This is a genomic window from Acinetobacter sp. Ac8, assembly GCF_055392545.1.
This window is the reverse complement of the sequence record NZ_AP043689.1, coordinates 2,260,980-2,280,479: the sequence shown is the minus strand read 5'-3', so window position 1 is coordinate 2,280,479 and position 19,500 is coordinate 2,260,980. Positions and strand designations below refer to the sequence as shown.

Annotated in this window: 21 protein-coding genes and 1 pseudogene; 9 read left to right on the top strand and 13 right to left on the bottom strand. The window is 36.5% G+C overall.

The annotated features are described in order from the left end of the window. Positions 1-97 precede the first annotated feature (97 nt). From ACZ5QH_RS10685 to ACZ5QH_RS10675, 3 genes are all read left to right on the top strand, one after another. The gene (locus ACZ5QH_RS10685; protein ID WP_303576129.1) at positions 98-1,015 is read left to right on the top strand and encodes a LysR family transcriptional regulator; all 918 of its coding nucleotides are present in this window, start codon (positions 98-100) and stop codon (positions 1,013-1,015) included. A 218-nt stretch (positions 1,016-1,233) separates the two neighbouring features. After that, positions 1,234-1,575: a helix-turn-helix transcriptional regulator gene (locus ACZ5QH_RS10680; RefSeq protein WP_303576130.1), complete on the top strand. Its 342-nt coding sequence runs from the start codon at positions 1,234-1,236 to the stop codon at positions 1,573-1,575. Positions 1,576-1,588: 13 nt separating this feature from the next. Further along, positions 1,589-2,827, top strand: a complete 1,239-nt coding sequence (locus ACZ5QH_RS10675; protein WP_303576131.1) for a type II toxin-antitoxin system HipA family toxin — start codon at positions 1,589-1,591, stop codon at positions 2,825-2,827. Between the two features lie 341 nt (positions 2,828-3,168). On the opposite strand, the gene ACZ5QH_RS10670 is transcribed toward ACZ5QH_RS10675, so the two are convergent. The 4 genes from ACZ5QH_RS10670 to ACZ5QH_RS10655 all read right to left on the bottom strand — a co-directional run bounded on the left by ACZ5QH_RS10670 (position 3,169) and on the right by ACZ5QH_RS10655 (position 7,418). Beyond that, positions 3,169-4,062, bottom strand: coding sequence for a hypothetical protein (locus tag ACZ5QH_RS10670; protein WP_303576132.1), 894 nt, complete (start codon positions 4,060-4,062; stop codon positions 3,169-3,171). Beyond that, positions 4,059-5,129 carry a GNAT family N-acetyltransferase gene (locus ACZ5QH_RS10665; RefSeq protein ID WP_171066906.1) on the bottom strand — a complete coding sequence of 357 codons (1,071 nt, stop codon included), beginning with the start codon at positions 5,127-5,129 and terminating at the stop codon, positions 4,059-4,061. The genes ACZ5QH_RS10670 and ACZ5QH_RS10665 overlap by 4 nt, the downstream gene beginning before the upstream one ends. Positions 5,130-5,152: 23 nt before the next feature. Then, positions 5,153-6,586: an aspartate aminotransferase family protein gene (locus tag ACZ5QH_RS10660; RefSeq protein WP_004821449.1), complete on the bottom strand. Its 1,434-nt coding sequence runs from the start codon at positions 6,584-6,586 to the stop codon at positions 5,153-5,155. Between the two features lie 76 nt (positions 6,587-6,662). Continuing rightward, entirely contained in the window at positions 6,663-7,418 is a 756-nt protein-coding gene (locus tag ACZ5QH_RS10655) for a MipA/OmpV family protein (RefSeq protein WP_034610468.1), read from the bottom strand. Positions 7,419-7,785: 367 nt separating this feature from the next. Between ACZ5QH_RS10655 and ACZ5QH_RS10650 the strand changes: the two genes are divergently transcribed. The 5 genes from ACZ5QH_RS10650 to ACZ5QH_RS10630 are packed head-to-tail and all read left to right on the top strand — an operon-like array spanning position 7,786 to position 11,399. Further along, complete coding sequence (locus tag ACZ5QH_RS10650) at positions 7,786-8,505, top strand: MtnX-like HAD-IB family phosphatase (protein ID WP_270382307.1); 720 nt, start codon at positions 7,786-7,788, stop codon at positions 8,503-8,505. Next, positions 8,502-9,392 (top strand): alpha/beta hydrolase, encoded by an 891-nt coding sequence (locus tag ACZ5QH_RS10645; protein ID WP_303576133.1) that lies wholly within the window; start codon positions 8,502-8,504, stop codon positions 9,390-9,392. The genes ACZ5QH_RS10650 and ACZ5QH_RS10645 overlap by 4 nt, the downstream gene beginning before the upstream one ends. Then, a complete protein-coding gene (locus ACZ5QH_RS10640) occupies positions 9,389-9,748 on the top strand; it encodes an EamA family transporter (RefSeq protein ID WP_004821440.1) in 360 nt (119 codons plus the stop codon). Before ACZ5QH_RS10645 ends, ACZ5QH_RS10640 begins: the two co-directional genes overlap by 4 nt. Continuing rightward, positions 9,745-10,143, top strand: a complete 399-nt coding sequence (locus tag ACZ5QH_RS10635) for a DMT family transporter (RefSeq protein ID WP_004821438.1) — start codon at positions 9,745-9,747, stop codon at positions 10,141-10,143. The genes ACZ5QH_RS10640 and ACZ5QH_RS10635 overlap by 4 nt, the downstream gene beginning before the upstream one ends. Positions 10,144-10,196: 53 nt before the next feature. Then, positions 10,197-11,399, top strand: coding sequence for a DegT/DnrJ/EryC1/StrS family aminotransferase (locus ACZ5QH_RS10630; RefSeq protein ID WP_303576134.1), 1,203 nt, complete (start codon positions 10,197-10,199; stop codon positions 11,397-11,399). Between the two features lie 260 nt (positions 11,400-11,659). Here ACZ5QH_RS10630 and ACZ5QH_RS10625 read toward each other — a convergent pair whose 3' ends face one another. The 9 genes and pseudogenes from ACZ5QH_RS10625 to ACZ5QH_RS10585 form a co-directional block, all read right to left on the bottom strand. Beyond that, positions 11,660-11,767, bottom strand: a complete 108-nt coding sequence (locus ACZ5QH_RS10625) for a DUF2474 family protein (protein ID WP_004821434.1) — start codon at positions 11,765-11,767, stop codon at positions 11,660-11,662. 107 nt (positions 11,768-11,874) lie between these two features. Beyond that, on the bottom strand, positions 11,875-12,879 hold the full coding sequence (gene cydB, locus ACZ5QH_RS10620; RefSeq protein WP_004821432.1) for a cytochrome d ubiquinol oxidase subunit II: 1,005 nt from the start codon (positions 12,877-12,879) through the stop codon (positions 11,875-11,877). Beyond that, positions 12,879-14,315: a cytochrome ubiquinol oxidase subunit I gene (locus ACZ5QH_RS10615; RefSeq protein WP_303576135.1), complete on the bottom strand. Its 1,437-nt coding sequence runs from the start codon at positions 14,313-14,315 to the stop codon at positions 12,879-12,881. Before ACZ5QH_RS10615 ends, cydB begins: the two co-directional genes overlap by 1 nt. Further along, positions 14,306-14,470, bottom strand: coding sequence for a hypothetical protein (locus ACZ5QH_RS10610; RefSeq protein ID WP_228128948.1), 165 nt, complete (start codon positions 14,468-14,470; stop codon positions 14,306-14,308). Before ACZ5QH_RS10610 ends, ACZ5QH_RS10615 begins: the two co-directional genes overlap by 10 nt. Before the next feature lie 135 nt (positions 14,471-14,605). After that, a complete protein-coding gene (locus ACZ5QH_RS10605; protein WP_419312005.1) occupies positions 14,606-15,043 on the bottom strand; it encodes a DUF2946 domain-containing protein in 438 nt (145 codons plus the stop codon). A gap of 251 nt (positions 15,044-15,294) precedes the next feature. Further along, positions 15,295-15,474, bottom strand: a pseudogene (locus ACZ5QH_RS10600) (hypothetical protein); the annotation flags it as partial. A 71-nt stretch (positions 15,475-15,545) separates the two neighbouring features. Beyond that, positions 15,546-16,148 (bottom strand): nitroreductase family protein, encoded by a 603-nt coding sequence (locus ACZ5QH_RS10595; RefSeq protein ID WP_303576136.1) that lies wholly within the window; start codon positions 16,146-16,148, stop codon positions 15,546-15,548. A gap of 922 nt (positions 16,149-17,070) precedes the next feature. Continuing rightward, complete coding sequence (locus ACZ5QH_RS10590; protein ID WP_004821426.1) at positions 17,071-17,562, bottom strand: hypothetical protein; 492 nt, start codon at positions 17,560-17,562, stop codon at positions 17,071-17,073. Positions 17,563-17,762: 200 nt separating this feature from the next. Further along, complete coding sequence (locus tag ACZ5QH_RS10585) at positions 17,763-18,659, bottom strand: LysR substrate-binding domain-containing protein (protein WP_034610442.1); 897 nt, start codon at positions 18,657-18,659, stop codon at positions 17,763-17,765. Between the two features lie 128 nt (positions 18,660-18,787). Here ACZ5QH_RS10585 and ACZ5QH_RS10580 point away from each other — a divergent pair, with 128 nt between their 5' ends. Then, on the top strand, positions 18,788-19,468 hold the full coding sequence (locus ACZ5QH_RS10580; protein WP_004821422.1) for a hydrolase: 681 nt from the start codon (positions 18,788-18,790) through the stop codon (positions 19,466-19,468). Positions 19,469-19,500: the final 32 nt, after the last annotated feature.

Below are 19,500 nucleotides of genomic sequence, written 5' to 3'. Positions count from 1 at the left end.
CCTGTAAATATATGGATAAATATTTGAATAGTGACTCTTTACTTTACCTTAGCTGAAAACCTATTATGAACCAAATGATTTAATTCAATACCTCACTATGAATATGATTCATAATAAAACTAATCTTGATATGTCGATTTTCAATCATATTGATATTAATTTATACCCACTTTTTATCACCATTTATGAGCAAAGAAATATTTCAAAAGCGGCAAAGATTTTATGCATTACTCAGTCTGCTGCAAGTCATGCTTTACAAAGACTTAGGCAGCATTTGCAAGATGATTTATTTGTTCGCGCTGGGAGTAAAATGCTGCCGACACCTTTTGCTGAACAGATTTATCCATCTGTACAAAATGCTTTATTTGCTTTTCAAAATATCTCCAAACAAAAACAACAGTTTGATCCCAGTTCAGTACAAACCTTACGCATTGCAATACATGATGAAATTGAACCGATTATTTTTCCTAAATTGATTCATCATTTCCAAAAATTGAATTTAACCATTCAATTTCTAAGTACCAAGCTTGACCGCAAAAATGTAATTGCTGATTTAGCTGCTCAACAAGTCGATTTTGTCATTGATCTAGAACAAAATTATGGTGAAAAAATTAATTATCAAAATTTGGTTCAAGATCATTTTGTGATTTGTTCTCAGCATACAAATATCACTTCTGAACTGTATTTTGCATCACCTCATATCGGTGTTTCTTCACGCCGTACTGGTTTGCTTTTAGAGGACATATATTTAAATCAAGCGGAATTTCGTCGTCAGATTTTTATGCGTTGTCAGCATTATTCAACAGCCCTGCAAGTTTTAGCACAATATCCTGATGCGATGTTAACCATTCCAAAGCAAATACTCGCACATTTACAAGTTGATCAAAGTATCAATATTTTTGAGCATCCTATTGATCTACCTGTATTAAATATGGGAATTTATTGGCACGGTGCGCTAAATGAAAATTCTAGGCACATTTATTTAAGAGAAGAAATTTCTAAAATTTTTGCTTAGGCTATTTTATAAACGATTGGATTTCGCATGCGGTTAAGCCGCTTACGTACGATCATCCCAATTTTTAATGATTTTCTTCATTCTAGTTGGTGAAATTAAGCGACTTATCTATTCCATTCGACATTTCATACATTGAACTCAAATTATAAAAATAAGACATAAAATCCATGTTAACCATGATAATATACATTTTATGTCATGTTTTGGATGATGTTGCAATGAGAACTTCGGCGCATAATTTTATGCTAGATGGTGTGGAAGACATGTTGACTCAAATTGGGACGAATATCAAAAAAGCCCGACTTCGACGTAATATGACCATTCATGATTTGGCCAATCGCATTCATGTAGATAACCGAACGATCTCACGTCTGGAAAAAGGTGATCCAAGTACCAGCCTAAAAAATGTGATTTCAGTTTTAGTGATCTTTGGCCTTGAACATACCCTAGGCTCACTCGCGAATCCTGAGTTGGATGAAGTTGGCTTGGCACTCGAAAATCGTAATAGTTCAGTACGTGCAAGATTAAAAAAACAGTCTGTGATTAGTGATGATTTCTGATAGGTAAATGAACATGGATGAAGTTAAAGGATGTTATGTTTTCATAGATACAGGCTCCCAGCCAACAATTGCTGCACACTATTCTTATGAAAAGCCGATTTATCGCTTTCTTTATGGTCAATCATACTTACAACGTGCAGATGCCTTCCCTTTAGATCCACTTAATCTAAGCTTTCAGTCTTATAACAAACCATATGAAACTATTTCTAAAGATGGTTTTGGTGTACTTGCAGATGCAACACCAGACAATTGGGGTAAACGCTTAACCAATGCCTTACACCGTAGAACACCATTAAATCAATTGGAATGGTTACTCGCTTCACAAGGAAATTCAGTCGGCTGTATTGTTGGAAGCTTGTCTAAATCGCATATAAAAAACAATTCAAATATCATTCAATATGCAGAATTAGAAACCTTTATACAAATTACTGAACTCATCGAAAAAAAACGAGATCCGTTTGAGATGAAACTTGAACAACTCGAATTAAATAAGCTGTTATATAACGGGGCTTCGATGGGTGGAGCCAGACCCAAAACCCTTGTGATGTATAAGAATAAAGAATGGATTGCCAAATTTAATAAAAGTGATGATTTGTTTGATACCTGTAAAGTTGAATATGCTTCGCTGAATATGGCACGAGACATGGGGCTCAATACATGTAATGCCGAACTAACAGAATGTGCCAGTCGCCCTATTCTCTTAGTTGAACGCTTTGATCGAAACTGCCCTGAACGTAAAAAACACTATATAAGTGCCAATAGTTTGCTCAATATTCAGAAAATTCGTATAGGAGATCCTAAAATGTCCTATATGAGTATTGCCAAAGTCTGTAGTCAGATTTGTTTTGATGCTATCAGTAATCAAAAAGAACTCTATAAGCGGATGGTGCTGAATGTCATGATTAGCAATACTGACGATCATTTAAAAAATCATGGTTTTTTAATGTATGACATGAAAAAGCAACATTATGCTTTAAGCCCGCTTTTTGATGTTTTACCACATGGTATGCCAAGCTCATTTCCAAATGAACATGCTCTGGTTTTAGGCAATGATGGACGTTTTGGAAGCTATGACAACCTTATCAGTCGTAGCAATGCCTTTGGACTCAACCTAGATCAAGCCAGAGATTGTATTAAGGATGTCCGTGATGTTCTCGAAAATAGAGAAAAATACCTGTTAGATGCAGGTCTTAAACCCACAGAAATTCGTCAATTAGAACCCTATTTCTATCTAGATATCCTCAAAAACTAAAGTTCAACAATGCCAGCCATTTATATATTATGGATAATGAAAACATTGATCAGAATGAATCGGTATTTAACCATTCATCTTGGCAAGAAAATGATCTAAACATGACATAAAATCCAGTTTAAATTAGATAAAGTACTTTTTATGTCATTATAAAAGAGAGCATCCAATTGCATTTATTTAATTTTGCTTAGGCTATTTTGTTGTTTTACAATGATCCTTAATCCTACTTTTTTACGATAATAAGCTCAAACATTAGAAAAAACTCTTGCTGCGGTATACATGATCAAGATCGTAAATCAAAAATAATTGTTGTTATAACATGGGACCGAATATGATCTGTTTTATTCATCTATTTTCCAGGCGTGATGAATACTGTTAAGCAATCTTTGATTTAATGCTTGCTGATGTATTTGCCATTGAGCGATTTCAATTTGGGTCGGCTCTTGTTGCCCATCGGATTCACTTAAAAACCTTTTCAATCGACTTTGATAATGAAAAGCTGAGACATCCCCAGTAATATCGGCTCCGATTAGACGCGCTGAACAAGTTTGAATTAGATCCTGCAAATGTTTTTCTAAAAAATGCCCTTGATCCCAATTGGTCATCACCACATCTTTAGACAACACATCCTTATCTATAGATAAATATATGGGTAGATCAATTTTTTGTATTTCATTAAAAAAATCTGACATTAATTGGTCTGACTCATCATAACCATGCCATACATGTTGTGCGCCAATCCATTGGGTCCAATTCGCCTTTTGTTGAATACTCCAATAATGCAATTTGCCCTTATATAAAGGAGACCAATGGTTTTCCCATGCATGTTTTAAGCTAATATCACTTGAGCTGATGCCGATCACATCGATCCGGGCAACCTGTGGCAATTGACTGGCCCAATACACCCATGAACCGCAGTGTATTCCAAACGGATAACGCATATTGTCAGGGTGATTGTCACAAACAATTAAATGAACAGGTTCATTGTTTGTTATCCGTTTTAAAAGCAGCTGGGTTATATGATGATAATCACCACTTCCCATAAATACACAACCCAATTGATCTGATGGAGGTAATTGCTCGGCTAGATAATCTTCAAGTTGCTGAAATTTTTTCCAATGACATCCAAAACGGATTTGTTCTTGCCAACTGGCAAGATCGATGTTTTGGGCAGCATTCGAAATCTCGACTGAACCATCAAAATTGAGAACAACATGTTGCCTAATGCTATTCATGATTTTGACTCCTGCATACTTTCATGCCAATGTGCATCTGCTTCAAACAAATGGCGTAGTCGTCTGAGTACAAATCTTAATATAGGTTGTTTAATCCAGACTAAATGCCGTGTAAAAGTAAACTTAGCACCCAACTGAGCCTTTACTTCAGGGTCTGTCCAACCAGCAATGTAAAATTTTAAATGATGTTGTTTGGCATAATCCAGATTGATGAACCAACTGATAAAATAAAGATTATATTCAATGGCTAAGGGATAATTTAAACCAATATATTTATCAACAAGATTACCTTGGTACACAAAACAAATGTTATATCCCACTAAAATTTGCGCTTTCCAATACAAAAAAACTTTGCCACCATTTTCAGCATCTTGCAAAATTTCATCAAAGAACTCAGCAGTGAGTAAGTCAAAGTGAACCTCACTTTGATTGTAAACATTTAAAAATAACTGATATAACTGCGCTCGAAATGCGTGCTGTGCAAATTGTTGCGCACCTGTATCGAGTATCTCAACCCGTAAATCGTCTAAGCTTTTCAACTTGCGTTTCAAATTTTTACGGCGGCTTTTTGAAAATTTTGCTAAATAATCTTCTCGATTTTCAAAATCAATTGGCACATAAGCCAAAGCTTGCCCTTCTATCGCCAGAAAACCGGCACGCTCTGCAACTTCAATAAATTGCTGACTATAGAGATTCTCTCGCGCAGTTAATAAAGGCGAATTTATTGGTAAATCTTTAATAATCGTTAAACTTTGCTGGCCTATACGTTGCTTGAGTTGTTGCAGCAAATCACTGACCGGTAAACTACTGATAAGTGGGCTATATTCGGTTACGGTCGTTCCAATAAAACATGTTTTTAAATGCAAAAACCGACCCCAATATGAATAACCTAATGTAGATTCAATGCGTTTTTTTACAGGAAGATCTAAAGTCGTGAGTAGATTAAAATCTGTTGTAAAAAAAGTTAAAAAATCGCTTGAATCATTTACATCAAACATTTTAGGTGGATGCTGAATAAAAGCATCTACCAGTGAATGTGGTTCCAATTGATTGAGATCGGTTTGCATTGTCATAAATTCAACCTACTGAATCACAGCTCTTTTTTAGCACGTAGTAATAACTGCTCTAATAAAACCATTGCTTGATCAATTTCAGCACGTGAGATTTCCAAGTTTGGTGCAAATGTAATCACATTTTTGTAATAGCCGCCCACATCTAAGACTAGACCACATTTTTCACCTTGATACTCCAAAGTACCTGAAAGACCAATATCTACCATTTTGTCCAATAATGCTTTATTTGGAGTAAAGCCATCCACTTGACATATTTCTGCACGTAAAGCTAAGCCTAACCCATCAACATCACCAATTTCAGGATGGCGTTTCTGTAGATCTTTTAAGCCTTCAAGGAAATATGCACCACTTTCCATAATTTGTTTTTCATAATCTTTCTCGGCCAGCATTTTCATGACTTCAAGCCCCACTGCCGTACCCAATGGATTTGATGCAAAAGTCGAGTGCGTTGATCCAACAGGGAAAACTTCAGGATTAATGATTTCTTCTTTCGCCCAAACGCCTGCAAGCGGATTTAAACCATTGGTCAGAGCTTTACCAAATACCAATACATCTGGGGTAATACCGAAATGTTCAAATGACCACAATTTACCAGTACGATAAAAGCCCATTTGGATTTCATCAACAACCAATAAAATTCCATGTTCATCTAAAACTTTTTTTAACTCTGGATAAAAATTCATAGGTGGAATGACATAACCACCTGTTCCTTGAATCGTTTCAATATAGAAAGCGGCAAATTCACTTTCGCGAACTTTAGGATCCCAAACACCATGATATTCATTTTCAAATAAGCGTTTAAACTCAGCCACAAGTTTTACTGCATACTCTTCAGCTGTCATCCCTTTAGGACGTCTAAAAGGATATGGGAAAGGGATAAATTGAGCACGTTCACCAAAATGACCATAACGACGGCGATAGCGATAGCTTGAGGTAATTGAAGAAGCCCCTAAAGTTCGACCATGATAGCCGCCTTCAAAAGCAAACATACGGCTTTTACCATGACAGAAATTTCGCACCAATTTTAATGAATCTTCGATCGCTTGTGATCCACCAACATTATAGTGAATACGTCCCTTTTCGCCGGTCTTTTTCAACATATCTTCGGCAATGACTTTGCTCAATTCAATTTTAGTTGGGTGTAAATATTGGCTGGCAATTTGAGGTAAAGTATGAATTTGATTAATTAATGCTTGGTCTAGGCGTGGGTTTTTATAACCAAAATTAACTGCTGAATACCACATTTGAAGATCAAGAAATGGCGTGCCTTGGTCATTATAAACATAGCTACCTCGACAATCTGTAAAAATATTAGGCGGATTGACATAATGCACGGTATCGCCATATGAACAATATTTGGCTTCATCCGCCAAGAGTTGTGCTTCATCTAATGGTTCACGTTTTGTCATGGCCTGACCTTCTGAAAAAAGATGGTTTTCTTTGATATTCATGTTGTTACCTTTTTCGAGCTTTTAATTGATTCAGTTTTGTTTTGAAACAAAATCTGAGTGGAGAAATGAGTTACATTCAAAATTTATATTTGATGCCGATGGATGGATAAATATCTGTACGTCGGTCAATCATTGGACTATTTGTTTGTTCCTTTGAAAGAAAATCGACGTTTAAAGTGCCAAAAGCACTCCAATCTTTTGAAATCTGGTAATCAGCTGCCATCCCTAAAAAAGGATGAAAGCTTGAGCTGGGTTGATAAGAACTGATACCTGTGCGTTGGGCTTCTAATGAACTTACGCCATAGTAATATTGGTTATATTTAGCATTGTTCCATTGCACGCCGATTTCAGGATAAAAAGACCATTTACCACGACTGATTTCGGCCAGATAAGATACTGTGGCAATCGTGCCCTTACTTCGAGAAAGTACGTCTGTTCCAATCTGGGCCTTAAAACCCCCAAATGGCGTTATTCGCATATAACTACCACCCGCCATGACTGACCATTTACGGCGTTGTAGTCCAGTCAGCTCCCCACTCGGGTCATAACTGCTGCCATCGTATGCAGCATTTAACCGCAGTTCATTGTGATCATCATTTAAAAGATAAACACCGGCTTCATCGCCTTCTAAATAAACGCGACCGTTATCATAGAAAGCTGTAGGTAATAAGCTCTGATAGGTACGTTTTCCTTTATATGGCTGAAAATCGACAGTGTAATTTGCACCAATACTTAAAGCTGCAGGCTGATCATCATTTGCATATACATAGGATGAACTAAGTAGTATTCCGATAATCGGCGCAAGTTTTATGGGTTTTAAATGATTGTTCATATTTCGGTCCATTCAACGCATTTTTATAATGACTTCAAATCTGAAATCAGCATATTTGCGATGTGGGCTAAATATGAATTTGCTTTCTTATGCGAATCTTAAAAAAAAGTAAAATTCCATTAACATTGTTTTGTTTTGTGACCCGAAACTTAATTCACTCTAAAATATGAATTTTAAATTCCTTTAATTTGAGGCGATAAAAAAATAAGTTATTAATTTTTATTAAATTAAATAATTTTAATAAATTACACTTTTTTACAATACAGCAACGTCATCTTTTTGCCACTAATTTCCCATAAGATTTAATTAAGAATCGAAAATTAATTTATGTGACAAGTTTATTAAAATAACAGTGGTAAAACTTATTATGTTCCTGATAAGCCCGCAACAGAATACGACCTCACAAAACCTTTGGCATATATTATGTGATTTTGATGGGACTATTAGTTTAAATGACACAACTGATCATTTATTGGAAACTTTTGCCTTAGATGGATGGCAAGCCATTGAGCAGCAATGGGAACAAGGATTGATTGGCTCAAAGCAATGTATGCAACAACAAATCGCTTTATTACATATGAATCAACAAGCGTTTTATCAATGTTTAGATCAAATAGAAATTGATGCTGGTTTTTTAGATCTGGTGCAATTGAGTGCCTTACATAACATACCACTGACCATTGTTAGCGATGGTTTAGATCTGGTGATTCAATATATTTTATCTAAGTATAATCTTGGGCATCTTCCAGTTATCGCGAATCATTTGGTTCAAGTAAATGAATACCAATGGCGATTAGAATTTCCAAATACCAATTTAGCCTGTAAAAGTGCAAGTGGCACCTGTAAATGCAAAATTGCTGAGATGAATCATCAGGCAAATATTATTTTAATTGGCGATGGTCGTTCAGATTTTTGTCTTGCCGAAAGTGCAAATTATGTCTTTGCAAAAAAATCCCTGATTGAACATTGCCGCGAAAAACAAATTTTATATACGCCTTTTAAAAATATTACAGAAATTCATCAACCTTTAGAAAAGTTATTGATGAGTGATTTTGAACTTGATCCAACGATTATGGTGCTTGCATGATTAAAGATAACTCATTCTTCATCAATGGAAGTCGTACTGGTGTACTACTGATCCATGGTTTAACAGGCACACCTAATGAAATGCGTAGTGTGGCAAAGCCCTGTCAGCAAATGGGCTATAGTGTCTTAGCCGTACAGCTCGCAGGACATTGCGGAACAATGCAAGACTTAGTCCAAACCAAATGGGAAGACTGGTATTCAAGTATTTGCCAAGCTGCTGAAGAATTAAAAAAGCATACTGATGAAATATTTGTCATTGGATTATCTATGGGCTCGTTATTGGCACTTAAATATGCTTCAGAACATCCAGTTTCTGGAGTGATTTGTTATAGCCCAACATTTAAATTTGATGGTTGGAGTATTCCACGATGGTCAAAAATACTCGCCCCTATCGTTTTACCTATCGTTTCGCATTTAAATATTTTTAAAAATAGTGCCTTTGATGAAACTGAGCCTTACGGCATTAAAAACCAACAATTGCGTATGCGTATTCTAGAAGCCATGAAAAGTGATGATAGTAGTAAAGCTGGATTGCCAGGTAATCCTTGGCATTCACTTTATCAGATGCAGCGCTTATCCAAAAATGTTGGTAAAAATTTATATAAAATTACCGCTCCGACGCTTTGTTTACATGCATTTCATGATGATATTGCGGATAAAAAAAATAGTCAGTTGATCTATGACAAAGTATCGGGCCAAAAACAATTAATTTGGCTTTACGAAAGCTACCATATGATCACGATTGATAACGATCGTAAACAAGTCATTGAAGCATCATTAAATTTCATCAAACAGCATCAACAATTGGCTGTTATTTCCAACCCTGTAGAAAACTCAGCTGAAATAAGCACTGTTGAAGTGAATTTAAAACATGGTGAACCTGCGTGAATTTAGCTATTGCTGCTGTCTGGTTTTTAACTATTGTCATTGATACTGTCGGTCAACTGGCTTTTAAGGCAGCAGCATCAGAAAATACTCAACATGATGGCATTGCACATTGGAAAGCAATGGCAATACGCCCCTGGATTTGGATTGGTATCACCAGTTATATCATAGAGTTTTTCACTTGGCTTATTTTCCTTTCCTTAGTCCCATTGTCTGATGGTGTGATGTTAGGCAGTATCAATATCGTTGTCATCCTTATCGCTGGACGTTTATTTTTCAATGAAAAGCTCACACGTAATCGACTGATCGGTGTCATCTTAATTAGTTTAGGTGTCACTGTTGTGGGATTAGGCACATGAAGCTATTTTATATCATCGGTTTTATCATATTAATGTCTTTTGACACCTTGGCCCAAATCAGTTTTAAATTTGCGTCCATCCATGCAATGCCACTGACTTATGATATGGCTTGGTTAATCCGTATCTTGAGTCATTATTGGATTTATGGGGCAATTATTGGCTATATCGGGGCCTTTTTTACATGGATGACTTTACTCAAACATGCACCTGTTGGACCTGCCTTTGCCGCATCACATTTGGAGTTGATTAGCGTCACGCTTCTGTCTATATGGTTGTTTAATGAACCACTCACCTTTGCAAAAGTACTAGGCGCAACACTGATTTTAATTGGTGTACTTTTCTTAGCAAAAGATGAGTCAAAACAACATCTTTCAACCAATGAAGTACTGAAGTAAAACCACACCCTATTTGAACCAATACATAGGAATATGACTTACGACATCTAAATATGAAAAAAGAAATCCCACCGACCAATGGCCTCACGATTAATTTTAGAGATCTGTTTCCTTCTGCTCGTCAGACAGATCTATCCACATATCTAAGCCATTTACTCAATATTCCTCAACCGAGTTTAACTTGCTCAGGTACAGTTGCTCTAATTCTTGCCTTGCAAACGCTAGAAAAAAGACAGCCACAACGTAAACAAGTCATTATTCCAGCATGGACATGTCCGTTGGTGGCACTGGCGATTGAGAAAATAGGATTAACGCCCGTTCTATGTGACATAGAAACCAATAGCTTAAATTTTGAGATTCAACAACTACAACAATTAACCAATGCAAATACCTTGGCAATTGTGGTGACTCATTTTGCTGGTCTAGTTTATGATTTTAGCTTAGTCCAAGAAATTGCCCGACATTATCAGACCTTTATCATTGAAGATGCTGCTCAATCTATGGGTGCTAAAACCCATTATCAAAGCGTAGGGCTAATTGGAGATATTGCATTTTTTAGTCTGGCTTTTGGCAAAGGACTAACCAGTGCTGAAGGAGGTGTATTGTTTAGTCGGGATCTAGAAATCAACCAGCAACTTTATGAGAGTTCCTTAACATTACCTCTGCTCAAGCAATGGGAGCTGAAACGTTGTTTGGAGTTGATGGCGTATAGTTTGCTTTATCGTCCTGCAACTTTAACATGGCTCTATGGCAAACCTTTGCGTAAGGCGCTTGAAAACCATGATGAAATCACAGCTGTAGGTGATAACTTTGATCTCGACAGTATCCCTATTCATCAACTTGGAAAATGGCGCAGTCAAGTCGCAGCACATGCCAGTACACGCCTTCCACTACATTGGCAACAAGCAAGACAGCGAGCTAAAAAGCGTATCTTACAATTAAGATTATTGCCAAACTTACATATATTTGATGAACAGATAAATACTCAGGCAACTTTTCCCTTTTTGATTTGTTTTGTAGAAAACGAAAGATTATGTCAAAAAATATTAGATGAACTTTGGTGCTCAGGTTTAGGCATAACCAAACTTTTTGTACGTTCAATTTCCCACTATCCAGCGTTATCGCATATACATGCCGATACGCCAAATGCAACGCGCTTCGCAGCACAAAGTTTTACCATTAGTAATTCAGCTTGGTTAGAGGATGATGATTTTCAAATTATTTTTAAAGTACTAGAAAAAATTCTAGCCACATAGAATTAAGCCCAATCTGAGTAACATCTATTTAAAAAAACAATTTACCTTTGTCACGTCATATAACCCATTCAATAAAAACCAAACCGTTTTCACCCTTGGCCTGATTTAATCAAAGATGATCATTTTTTGATTAATGAAAAAAATTTATTAATTTGTTAGAAGCCGCTTATATACAGATTATTTTTATTGTCCATTCGCTAAAACAAAAAATTAAATTAAAAATGAGGAACATAGTTCCTCATTTTTTATTCAGTAAAACCTTAGTAGGCCAATTGAATCAACATTCTAAAAAAACCAGCAATAATCGCCAATGTTAGAAATCCACCTAGCCATAACACGACAAACCATTGTGTTTGAGATAGTTTCATACTTGTTTACCTCATTTAAAGCTTTAAATTTTTACCCTGCTGCATGTTTAATCTTGCTTAGGCTATTTTTTACTCAAGCAAAAAGACTAAACATGCGACTTTTAAGTTTAGTGATAACCTTCATCACCAATTCGAACTTTGTCTCGGAACACCCAATACGAAAGCCCGGTATAGATCAAAATAATTGGAATTAAAATCAATGCACCAATTAAAGCAAATAATTGGCTGCTCTGTGGCGCGGCAGCTTCCCAGATAGTCACTGATGGCGGAATCACATAAGGCCACAAACTGATGATAAACCCAGTATAAGCAAGGAAAACCAAAGCCAAGGTATAAAGGAATGGACTCAGTTCATAACGCTTTTTACATGCGCGAAGCACAAGAAAAGTAAACAGCACTACCAATATTGGTACAGGACTAAAATACATCAATTGTGGTTGGCTAAACCAACGTGCTGCAATTTCAGGATGCGCCATCGGGGTATAAATACTGACTGCGCCAAAGATGACAAACAAAGCAACGATTAATTTAGGCATCAACTGATACATACGATCTTGTAAATCAAGTTCAGTTTTAAAAATTAACCATCCACAACCCAGTGCTGCGTAAAGTACAACAACACCAATACCTGTAAACACAGTAAACGGCGATAACCAGTCTAAACCACCACCTGCATACATATGGTTTTCAACTTTAATCCCTTGGATATATGCACCAAGAATCATCCCTTGAAAAAAGCTGGCAAGTATTGATCCACCAATAAATGCTTTGTCCCATAAATGTTTGGTTCGATTGGCTTTAAAACGAAACTCAAAAGCCACACCACGGAAAATTAAAGCAATCACCATAAGGATAACTGGCATATATAATGCGGATAATACAGTGGCATAGACCATTGGAAACGCCGCATATAATGCTGCACCACCCAGTACCATCCAGGTTTCATTACCATCCCAAACAGGTGCAACGGTGTTCATCATCACATCACGTTCGTGTTGATCTTTAACAAAGGGAAATAAAATCCCAATCCCTAAATCAAAACCATCTAATACTACATAGATGAATACACCAATGGCGATAATGACAATCCAAATCAGAGATAAATCAATCATTATTTACGCTCCTGTTTATTGGAATCAACGCTATCTTCAACACTCGTCAATGGACGTTTAGAGGCCAAAATAACCGCTTCTTCACTATGCGCTACACTTTCTGGTGTGGCGTAAATAAATTGTGGACCTTTGTGCATCAATTTCAACATATAGTAAATGCCGATGCCAAATACGATGCAATACACCACAACGAAAATAATTAAAGTGAGGCCGACTTGTTCCGCAGAAACTGGAGATAAAGCATCTTTGGTCCGCATCACTCCATATACCACCCACGGTTGACGACCAACTTCTGTGGTAAACCAGCCTGCAAGCAAGGCAATAAATCCTGAAGGTCCCATAGCAAAAGCAAAACGGTGTAACCATTTGTTTTCATAAAGCTTGCCACCTTTGCGTAGAAACAATGCCATCACGGCGAGTAGAATCATCAACATGCCCATTCCAACCATGATTCTAAAGCTCCAGAACACCACAGTAGAATTAGGACGATCTTCAGGTGCAAACTCTTTTAAGCCTTTTACCTCACCATCCAGCGTATGGGTCATGATTAAGCTGCCAAGATTTGGAATACCAATAGCATATTTAGTTTCTTCTGCTTGCATATCTGGAATACCAAACAGATATAGCGGCATACCCTCACCTTTATTGGTTTCCCAATGCCCTTCAATCGCTGCAAGTTTAGCAGGCTGATGTTTTAAGGTATTTAGACCGTGATTATCACCGATGAGAACCTGTAATGGTGCAAGGACCAGAATCATCCATAATGCCATAGAGAACGATTTTTTGATTAATGCGTCACGACGTCCTTTTAATAAATGCCAAGCAGCAGTTGCAGCCACCAGTAAGGCTGAAACAAGGAATGCTGCTGCAGCCATATGGGCTAAACGGTAAGGAAATGAGGGGTTAAACACAATTGCAAACCAATCTTGCGGCACGATAATCCCATTTTCGATGCTAAAGCCTTGTGGTGTTTGCATCCAACTGTTTGAAGATAAAATCCAAAACATTGAAATACAGGTACCAATCGCCACCATAGCCGTTGCAAAGAAATGCGCCCGAGGACCTACTCTTCCCCAACCAAAGAGCATAATGCCAAGGAAACCGGCTTCTAAGAAAAATGCACTCAGCACTTCATAAGCCAGTAATGGACCAGTTACCGAGCCTGCAACACGTGAAAATTCACTCCAGTTTGTTCCAAACTGATAACTCATCACCACACCAGAAACCACACCCATCCCAAAAGCGACAGCAAAAATTTTCACCCAGAATTTAAATAAATCTTGGTAAACAGGATTTTGAGTTTTTAGCCAGCGCCATTCAAGCACAGCTAAAAAGCTTGCAAGCCCGATAGAAATTGAAGGAAAAATAATATGGAAAGAAACAGTAAAAGCAAACTGAATACGCGCCAATTCTAAAGCAGTTAATCCTAGATCCATGACATCACCTTATTCATTGGTAAAGTTGGTAAAGATTGAGTTTTGAATACATTGATAAACATTTTTTGTTGTACAAACTCAGCATACGCCTGAACATTCAGTACAATCTGTTGTTTTCTTTTTGCGGTATTTTTAAACAATACTAAAAATAGCATGCAAAGGCTGCTTTCCTGCAAATCGAGGAAATTTTGAAAAATCATGATCATTCTCTACACAATAAATTCGAAATACGATCGCATGGCTTTAAAGCCTTTATTTAAAAATGCTAAACCTATGGATCGGTGAATGTGTTATGCAAAGACTACAGGTGGGGCTCGCCCTTGAGGAATCAGAAACAGGCGTTGTAATTGAAAATAGACATGCTGAAAGTTTTCAACATAAGCCATTAAACGTACTTGAATACGCACTAGGATTTCTTTTACGCCAATTTCTGGTGGCATCACTAAATTGCCATATACCACACAATACTGGCACTGGTGGTTAATGTCATGATGATCATGACTTGAGCTGCTTGCTTGCTGGGCTTGATCTAAATGCAAATAGTGATGAATAAAACTAGATTCTTGCTCATGATGAAGATGTACATGTGTTGGTCGCAATAAAGCTTGAGTGATGTCTTCACAGACCGGAGCAATTTGATACTGCTCAGGTAATAACGGCTGTAAAAAAACCGCAAGCTGTAAAAATACTGTTGCAAATGCCAGCAACAGACCACTGCTTCTTAACACAATTGATTGCTCATATTGAGAGAGATAGAAAAAAGTATAAGTTTGCTTTTAACTGTAGATCTTTAACTTGAAATAAAGAATCAACTGCATAAAAACCAAGCATATTACTCAACTTTTCTAGCTTTACTATAGTACATTTAAATTTTAAATCAAAGCCTCTTTAGCACTTTTTTGGCAATCGTTTTCTTTTTTAATGATTTGTTTGTTATATAGCAATGATCAATAAAACTTAAAAAGCATCCATCGTCGCCTCAGCTTTTAGTGAGTAAATAGCACCAGCTCAATTTTCCAGCTAAATTCAATTGAAAAGCTGATATCCAACGACTAAATCTGCAACGATATTCTAAGGGTGTTAAGCTGGTTTTCTTTCTAAACAATCTGCGAAAAGAAATTGGGGCCAGATAACCGACACTTTGTATAATTAGATCAATAGATTGATTAGCATTTTCAATAGCAAAGCTTCTTGGCTGAGCAAGCCAAGAAGCTAGAGAAAATAAAACTATTATTTAAACACTTTAAAACGCACAGCATCATCGATATAGGCTTTTTCAGCAGCCTCCGCTTCAATTGAACCAAATACCAACTGTGCACGAAGTTTCCAAGTTTTGGGTATATCCCATTCCGCATGGACTTGTTCATCGACAATTGGATTGTAGTGCTGTAAAGATGCACCAATGCCCTCGCTATTTAAGGCTGTCCACGTTGAAAATTGTGCGATTGCTGTAGAGTGTTCAGCCCAAATCGGAAAGTTTTCTGCATAAGCTGGAAATTTTTCCTGTAAGTTTTTGATCACATCTAAATCTTCAAAGAAAAGAACGGTACCAAAGCCTGCGATAAAACTGTCTATTTTAGTCTCTGTTTTTAAGGCACTTGCTTCATCTTTGGCATAGGCTTTGAGTTGAACTTTTACAAAGTTCCAGAACTTCTCATGTTCAGCATTAAACAAGATCACTGCACGAGATGATTGCGAGTTAAAAGAAGATGGGCTTTGCTTGATCGCTTGCTGAATCAAATCAGTAAGATGCTCAGGAGATTGATTAACATGACGTCCAATCGCATAAATTGTACGGCGTTTATGAATTAAATCTAAAAAATTATTCGACATTGCTGAATATCCTTGGATATATCCCCGGGGAAATCCGATACTTTAAAAAAGATTATCAAGATATTTTAAAAAATCATAACAAGTATGAATTGATTAAAATCAAAAGTATTACAACATAAAAAATCTTGCTAGAAATATCTACTTTTGTCATATGTTTCTAAGTAAAAGTGAATTAGAAGAAATATAAGGGTCTGTTGACATTTCATAAATGGCTTGCGTTGTAGGTTAAAATTGAGCAGGCAAGGCATGAAACGAAGAGAATAGCGAGACTATTTTCGAGTTTCATAACGCAGGCTGAGATAATTTTAGCCACAACCCTGAGCAAGAACAAAGCACTGCTTTGTTTGCAGCGCAAGGCGCAGCGGGGGACTAGCGTGTTTTTTGCCGCTACTTCGTTACGAACTATTCATTTAGAATGACTAAATTTCATATTTCGTGCCTTGTATCGCCTAAAAAACACACGTAGTCGCAAACCTAGACGAATTGTCAACAGACCCTAAGCAACTCCTAGATATAGAAATCACGACATACACCATCCATCAATCAACAATCAGAAGTTTTATCCTACAAACGCGTAATAAAGAAGATTGAATAAGAAATGCCAACATTTAAAATTAAATCATAAAGACTTGCTAAATGAATGATCTCATTTAAATCATTGTCATCATGCTTAAACAACTGCCGAATAAAATCTAAGCATTAAAAATGTTTCCACTCAAAATTTAGATATCGCAATTGGTTAAAAAATGAAAGTTTTAAATATATTAAGTATCATCAGTTCAATATTTATTCTATTTTTTATGTTTTATACGCTTGGGCCTACAATTTAAAAAACTTAAACAGATGAATAAAAAATAAAAGGCAGTTTAAAACTGCCTTTTATACTTGAATTTGATTATTTCAATCTATTGCTTATGTTTGACTAGAAATTAGCATTCAGCACTTTGGCAGGTACAGTGTTTTTCCAAATATCTCGCAAAGTAGGTAAATAGAATTTTTCACCTAACTCAACCAATTCAGCGTCAATCAATGCATGTGTTTCATGCATAAATAAGTAGTCCAGTTCAACCGTAGACAATTGTTGCTGCTTTTTTGCAAATTCTTTACGTTTGGCTTGAGCTTGTTTAAGCAGTTGGTCTGCGAAATTTTTATTCTTATATTGGCTAATCGCTTGTAAACGTAACTCAATCACACCCCAACCTGTAAGGAGTTTCTTAAAAATCTCAAAATCTTCAGTTGTAGATTCCCAAGTCATTTTATCCAAGTCTTCATCATCAGGAAGTACTGGGAGTAAAATTTCCATTACACTTGGAAAAATCTTTTTGAAATTTAAAATAAATTTAACAGGGTGCTCACCAGGGTAATCTTTAAACTGCACATTTTCCTGAACATCTGTTAAATAAATTGATAACATTAAAAAATCCTTAATTAAAATACTGTTTACTATAACGTTATTGGTCATCTTGCAGCCTAAATACAAAATAAAAATAACATGAAAACAGCGAAAGAAATGCATTCTAACAATTATGACAGTTTATTCAATGCCAATTGCAGTATTCACCTGTTGTCGATCAAAGATATTGGTGGGCGAATAAAGCTGATTCTTGTAAAGAACTAAACTTGATCAAACTCAGTGACCAAAAACTCGATTAAAGCTTTTACCGATGGTAATAGACCTCTTCTAGAAGTATAGGCCAAATGAATAAGCTCTGGCATCGGTTCCCACTCAGGAATCACTTTAACCAGTCTGCCCGCTTTTAAGTCTTCAGCAATAATTAATTCAGGTAGTTTTGCAATTCCCAAGCCATCTAAAGTCGCTAAATGCAATGCACTTAAATCTGTAGTGGTTAGCCTCGGCTCATCCTTAACCACATATAGTTCATTATTAGAATTATAAAGATTCCAATGATATTCAAAGGACAAAGACTCCATCATTAAAATAGGCAATCTTGTTAATTCTTCTGGTGTTTTAATCAAGAAATGTTGATTCAACAAATCAGGGCTTGCGACAATAAATTGTTTTGAAATAGATAGGCTACGTACAATCAAATCACTATCTTTTAAAGGTAAGGGTCTGATTCGAATTGCAACGTCATAACGTTCATTAAACAAGTCTACCTTTCTATTTGTCGCTTCCACATGTAATTTAACTTTCGGATAACGTGCTAAAAACTTATTCAACATTTTACTGACATTAATATGCAATAAATTTGTAGGACAAGAAATTTTTACAATTCCAGTCGGCTCTGCGCTTAACAGTGCGATTGCCTCATCAGCTGATTCAGCTTCCACAAGCATTGCTTTACAGTGTTGTAAATATATGTTCCCGACATCTGTAATCGAAATTCTTTTGGTGGTTCGATTGAGAAGTTTTACTCCTAAACGGTTTTCCAATTCCGCAACTCTTCGACTTAACAATGATTTGGTCACACCCAACGCATTACTTGCAGCTGAAAAGCCGCCATATTCAATCACTTTGGTAAAATAATACAGGTCATTTAAGTCTTTCATCATATCCCCTTAAATATCGCAACTGTTCTCTATATAAGACAATATGTCATATAAATAGCATAATTCAATATTTGTCCTACTGTTAGTATTAAAAACAGCAAATGATTGCTTAACTAAGGATATATAAAATGTCTACTCCAGCTAATTTTAATGGCCAAGCCCCAGTGATTGATGTAAATGATTCCGTTATGCTGTTAATTGATCATCAAAGTGGTTTATTTCAAACCGTTGCTGATATGCCAATGACAGAACTACGCCAACGCGCAGCAGCCTTAGCTAAAATAGCATCATTATCAAACATGCCTGTCATTACCACGGCATCAGTTCCTCAAGGCCCCAATGGCCCACTGATTCCTGAAATACACGCAAATGCGCCCCATGCAAAATATGTCGCACGTAAAGGCGAAATTAATGCTTGGCATAATCAAGAGTTCGTTGAAGCGGTAAAAGCAACAGGTAAAAAGACCCTGATTATTGCGGGTACGATTACCAGCGTGTGTATGGCTTTTCCAGCGATTAGTGCAATTGCTGATGGCTATAAAGTTTTTGTTGTGGTTGATGCATCAGGTACGTATAGCAAAATGGCACAAGAAATTACCTTAGCACGTGTCGTTCAAGCAGGTGCGGTACCGATGGATACAGCGGCGGTTGCTTCAGAAATTCAACAAACTTGGAACCGTGAAGATGCTGCTGAATGGGCTCAAGTGTACACTCAAATCTTCCCTGCTTATCAATTACTGATTGAAAGTTATTCAAAAGCACAAGAAGTTGTGACAAACAAAGAAGTACTTGATTCAGTGCGTAAATAATTTTAAATAAATGATGATTTTAGACACCTTTC

What these genes read in the sequence shown, in the direction of transcription:
- ACZ5QH_RS10685 (WP_303576129.1), top strand. Translation starts at nt 98, where the DNA reads ATGAATATGATTCATAATAAAACTAATCTTGATATGTCGATTTTCAAT.
- ACZ5QH_RS10680 (WP_303576130.1), top strand. Translation starts at nt 1,234, where the DNA reads ATGAGAACTTCGGCGCATAATTTTATGCTAGATGGTGTGGAAGACATG.
- ACZ5QH_RS10675 (WP_303576131.1), top strand. Translation starts at nt 1,589, where the DNA reads ATGGATGAAGTTAAAGGATGTTATGTTTTCATAGATACAGGCTCCCAG.
- ACZ5QH_RS10670 (WP_303576132.1), bottom strand. Translation starts at nt 4,062, where the DNA reads ATGAATAGCATTAGGCAACATGTTGTTCTCAATTTTGATGGTTCAGTC.
- ACZ5QH_RS10665 (WP_171066906.1), bottom strand. Translation starts at nt 5,129, where the DNA reads ATGCAAACCGATCTCAATCAATTGGAACCACATTCACTGGTAGATGCT.
- ACZ5QH_RS10660 (WP_004821449.1), bottom strand. Translation starts at nt 6,586, where the DNA reads ATGAATATCAAAGAAAACCATCTTTTTTCAGAAGGTCAGGCCATGACA.
- ACZ5QH_RS10655 (WP_034610468.1), bottom strand. Translation starts at nt 7,418, where the DNA reads ATGAACAATCATTTAAAACCCATAAAACTTGCGCCGATTATCGGAATA.
- ACZ5QH_RS10650 (WP_270382307.1), top strand. Translation starts at nt 7,786, where the DNA reads ATGTTCCTGATAAGCCCGCAACAGAATACGACCTCACAAAACCTTTGG.
- ACZ5QH_RS10645 (WP_303576133.1), top strand. Translation starts at nt 8,502, where the DNA reads ATGATTAAAGATAACTCATTCTTCATCAATGGAAGTCGTACTGGTGTA.
- ACZ5QH_RS10635 (WP_004821438.1), top strand. Translation starts at nt 9,745, where the DNA reads ATGAAGCTATTTTATATCATCGGTTTTATCATATTAATGTCTTTTGAC.
- ACZ5QH_RS10630 (WP_303576134.1), top strand. Translation starts at nt 10,197, where the DNA reads ATGAAAAAAGAAATCCCACCGACCAATGGCCTCACGATTAATTTTAGA.
- ACZ5QH_RS10625 (WP_004821434.1), bottom strand. Translation starts at nt 11,767, where the DNA reads ATGAAACTATCTCAAACACAATGGTTTGTCGTGTTATGGCTAGGTGGA.
- cydB (WP_004821432.1), bottom strand. Translation starts at nt 12,879, where the DNA reads ATGATTGATTTATCTCTGATTTGGATTGTCATTATCGCCATTGGTGTA.
- ACZ5QH_RS10615 (WP_303576135.1), bottom strand. Translation starts at nt 14,315, where the DNA reads ATGGATCTAGGATTAACTGCTTTAGAATTGGCGCGTATTCAGTTTGCT.
- ACZ5QH_RS10610 (WP_228128948.1), bottom strand. Translation starts at nt 14,470, where the DNA reads ATGCTATTTTTAGTATTGTTTAAAAATACCGCAAAAAGAAAACAACAG.
- ACZ5QH_RS10595 (WP_303576136.1), bottom strand. Translation starts at nt 16,148, where the DNA reads ATGTCGAATAATTTTTTAGATTTAATTCATAAACGCCGTACAATTTAT.
- ACZ5QH_RS10590 (WP_004821426.1), bottom strand. Translation starts at nt 17,562, where the DNA reads ATGTTATCAATTTATTTAACAGATGTTCAGGAAAATGTGCAGTTTAAA.
- ACZ5QH_RS10585 (WP_034610442.1), bottom strand. Translation starts at nt 18,659, where the DNA reads ATGAAAGACTTAAATGACCTGTATTATTTTACCAAAGTGATTGAATAT.
- ACZ5QH_RS10580 (WP_004821422.1), top strand. Translation starts at nt 18,788, where the DNA reads ATGTCTACTCCAGCTAATTTTAATGGCCAAGCCCCAGTGATTGATGTA.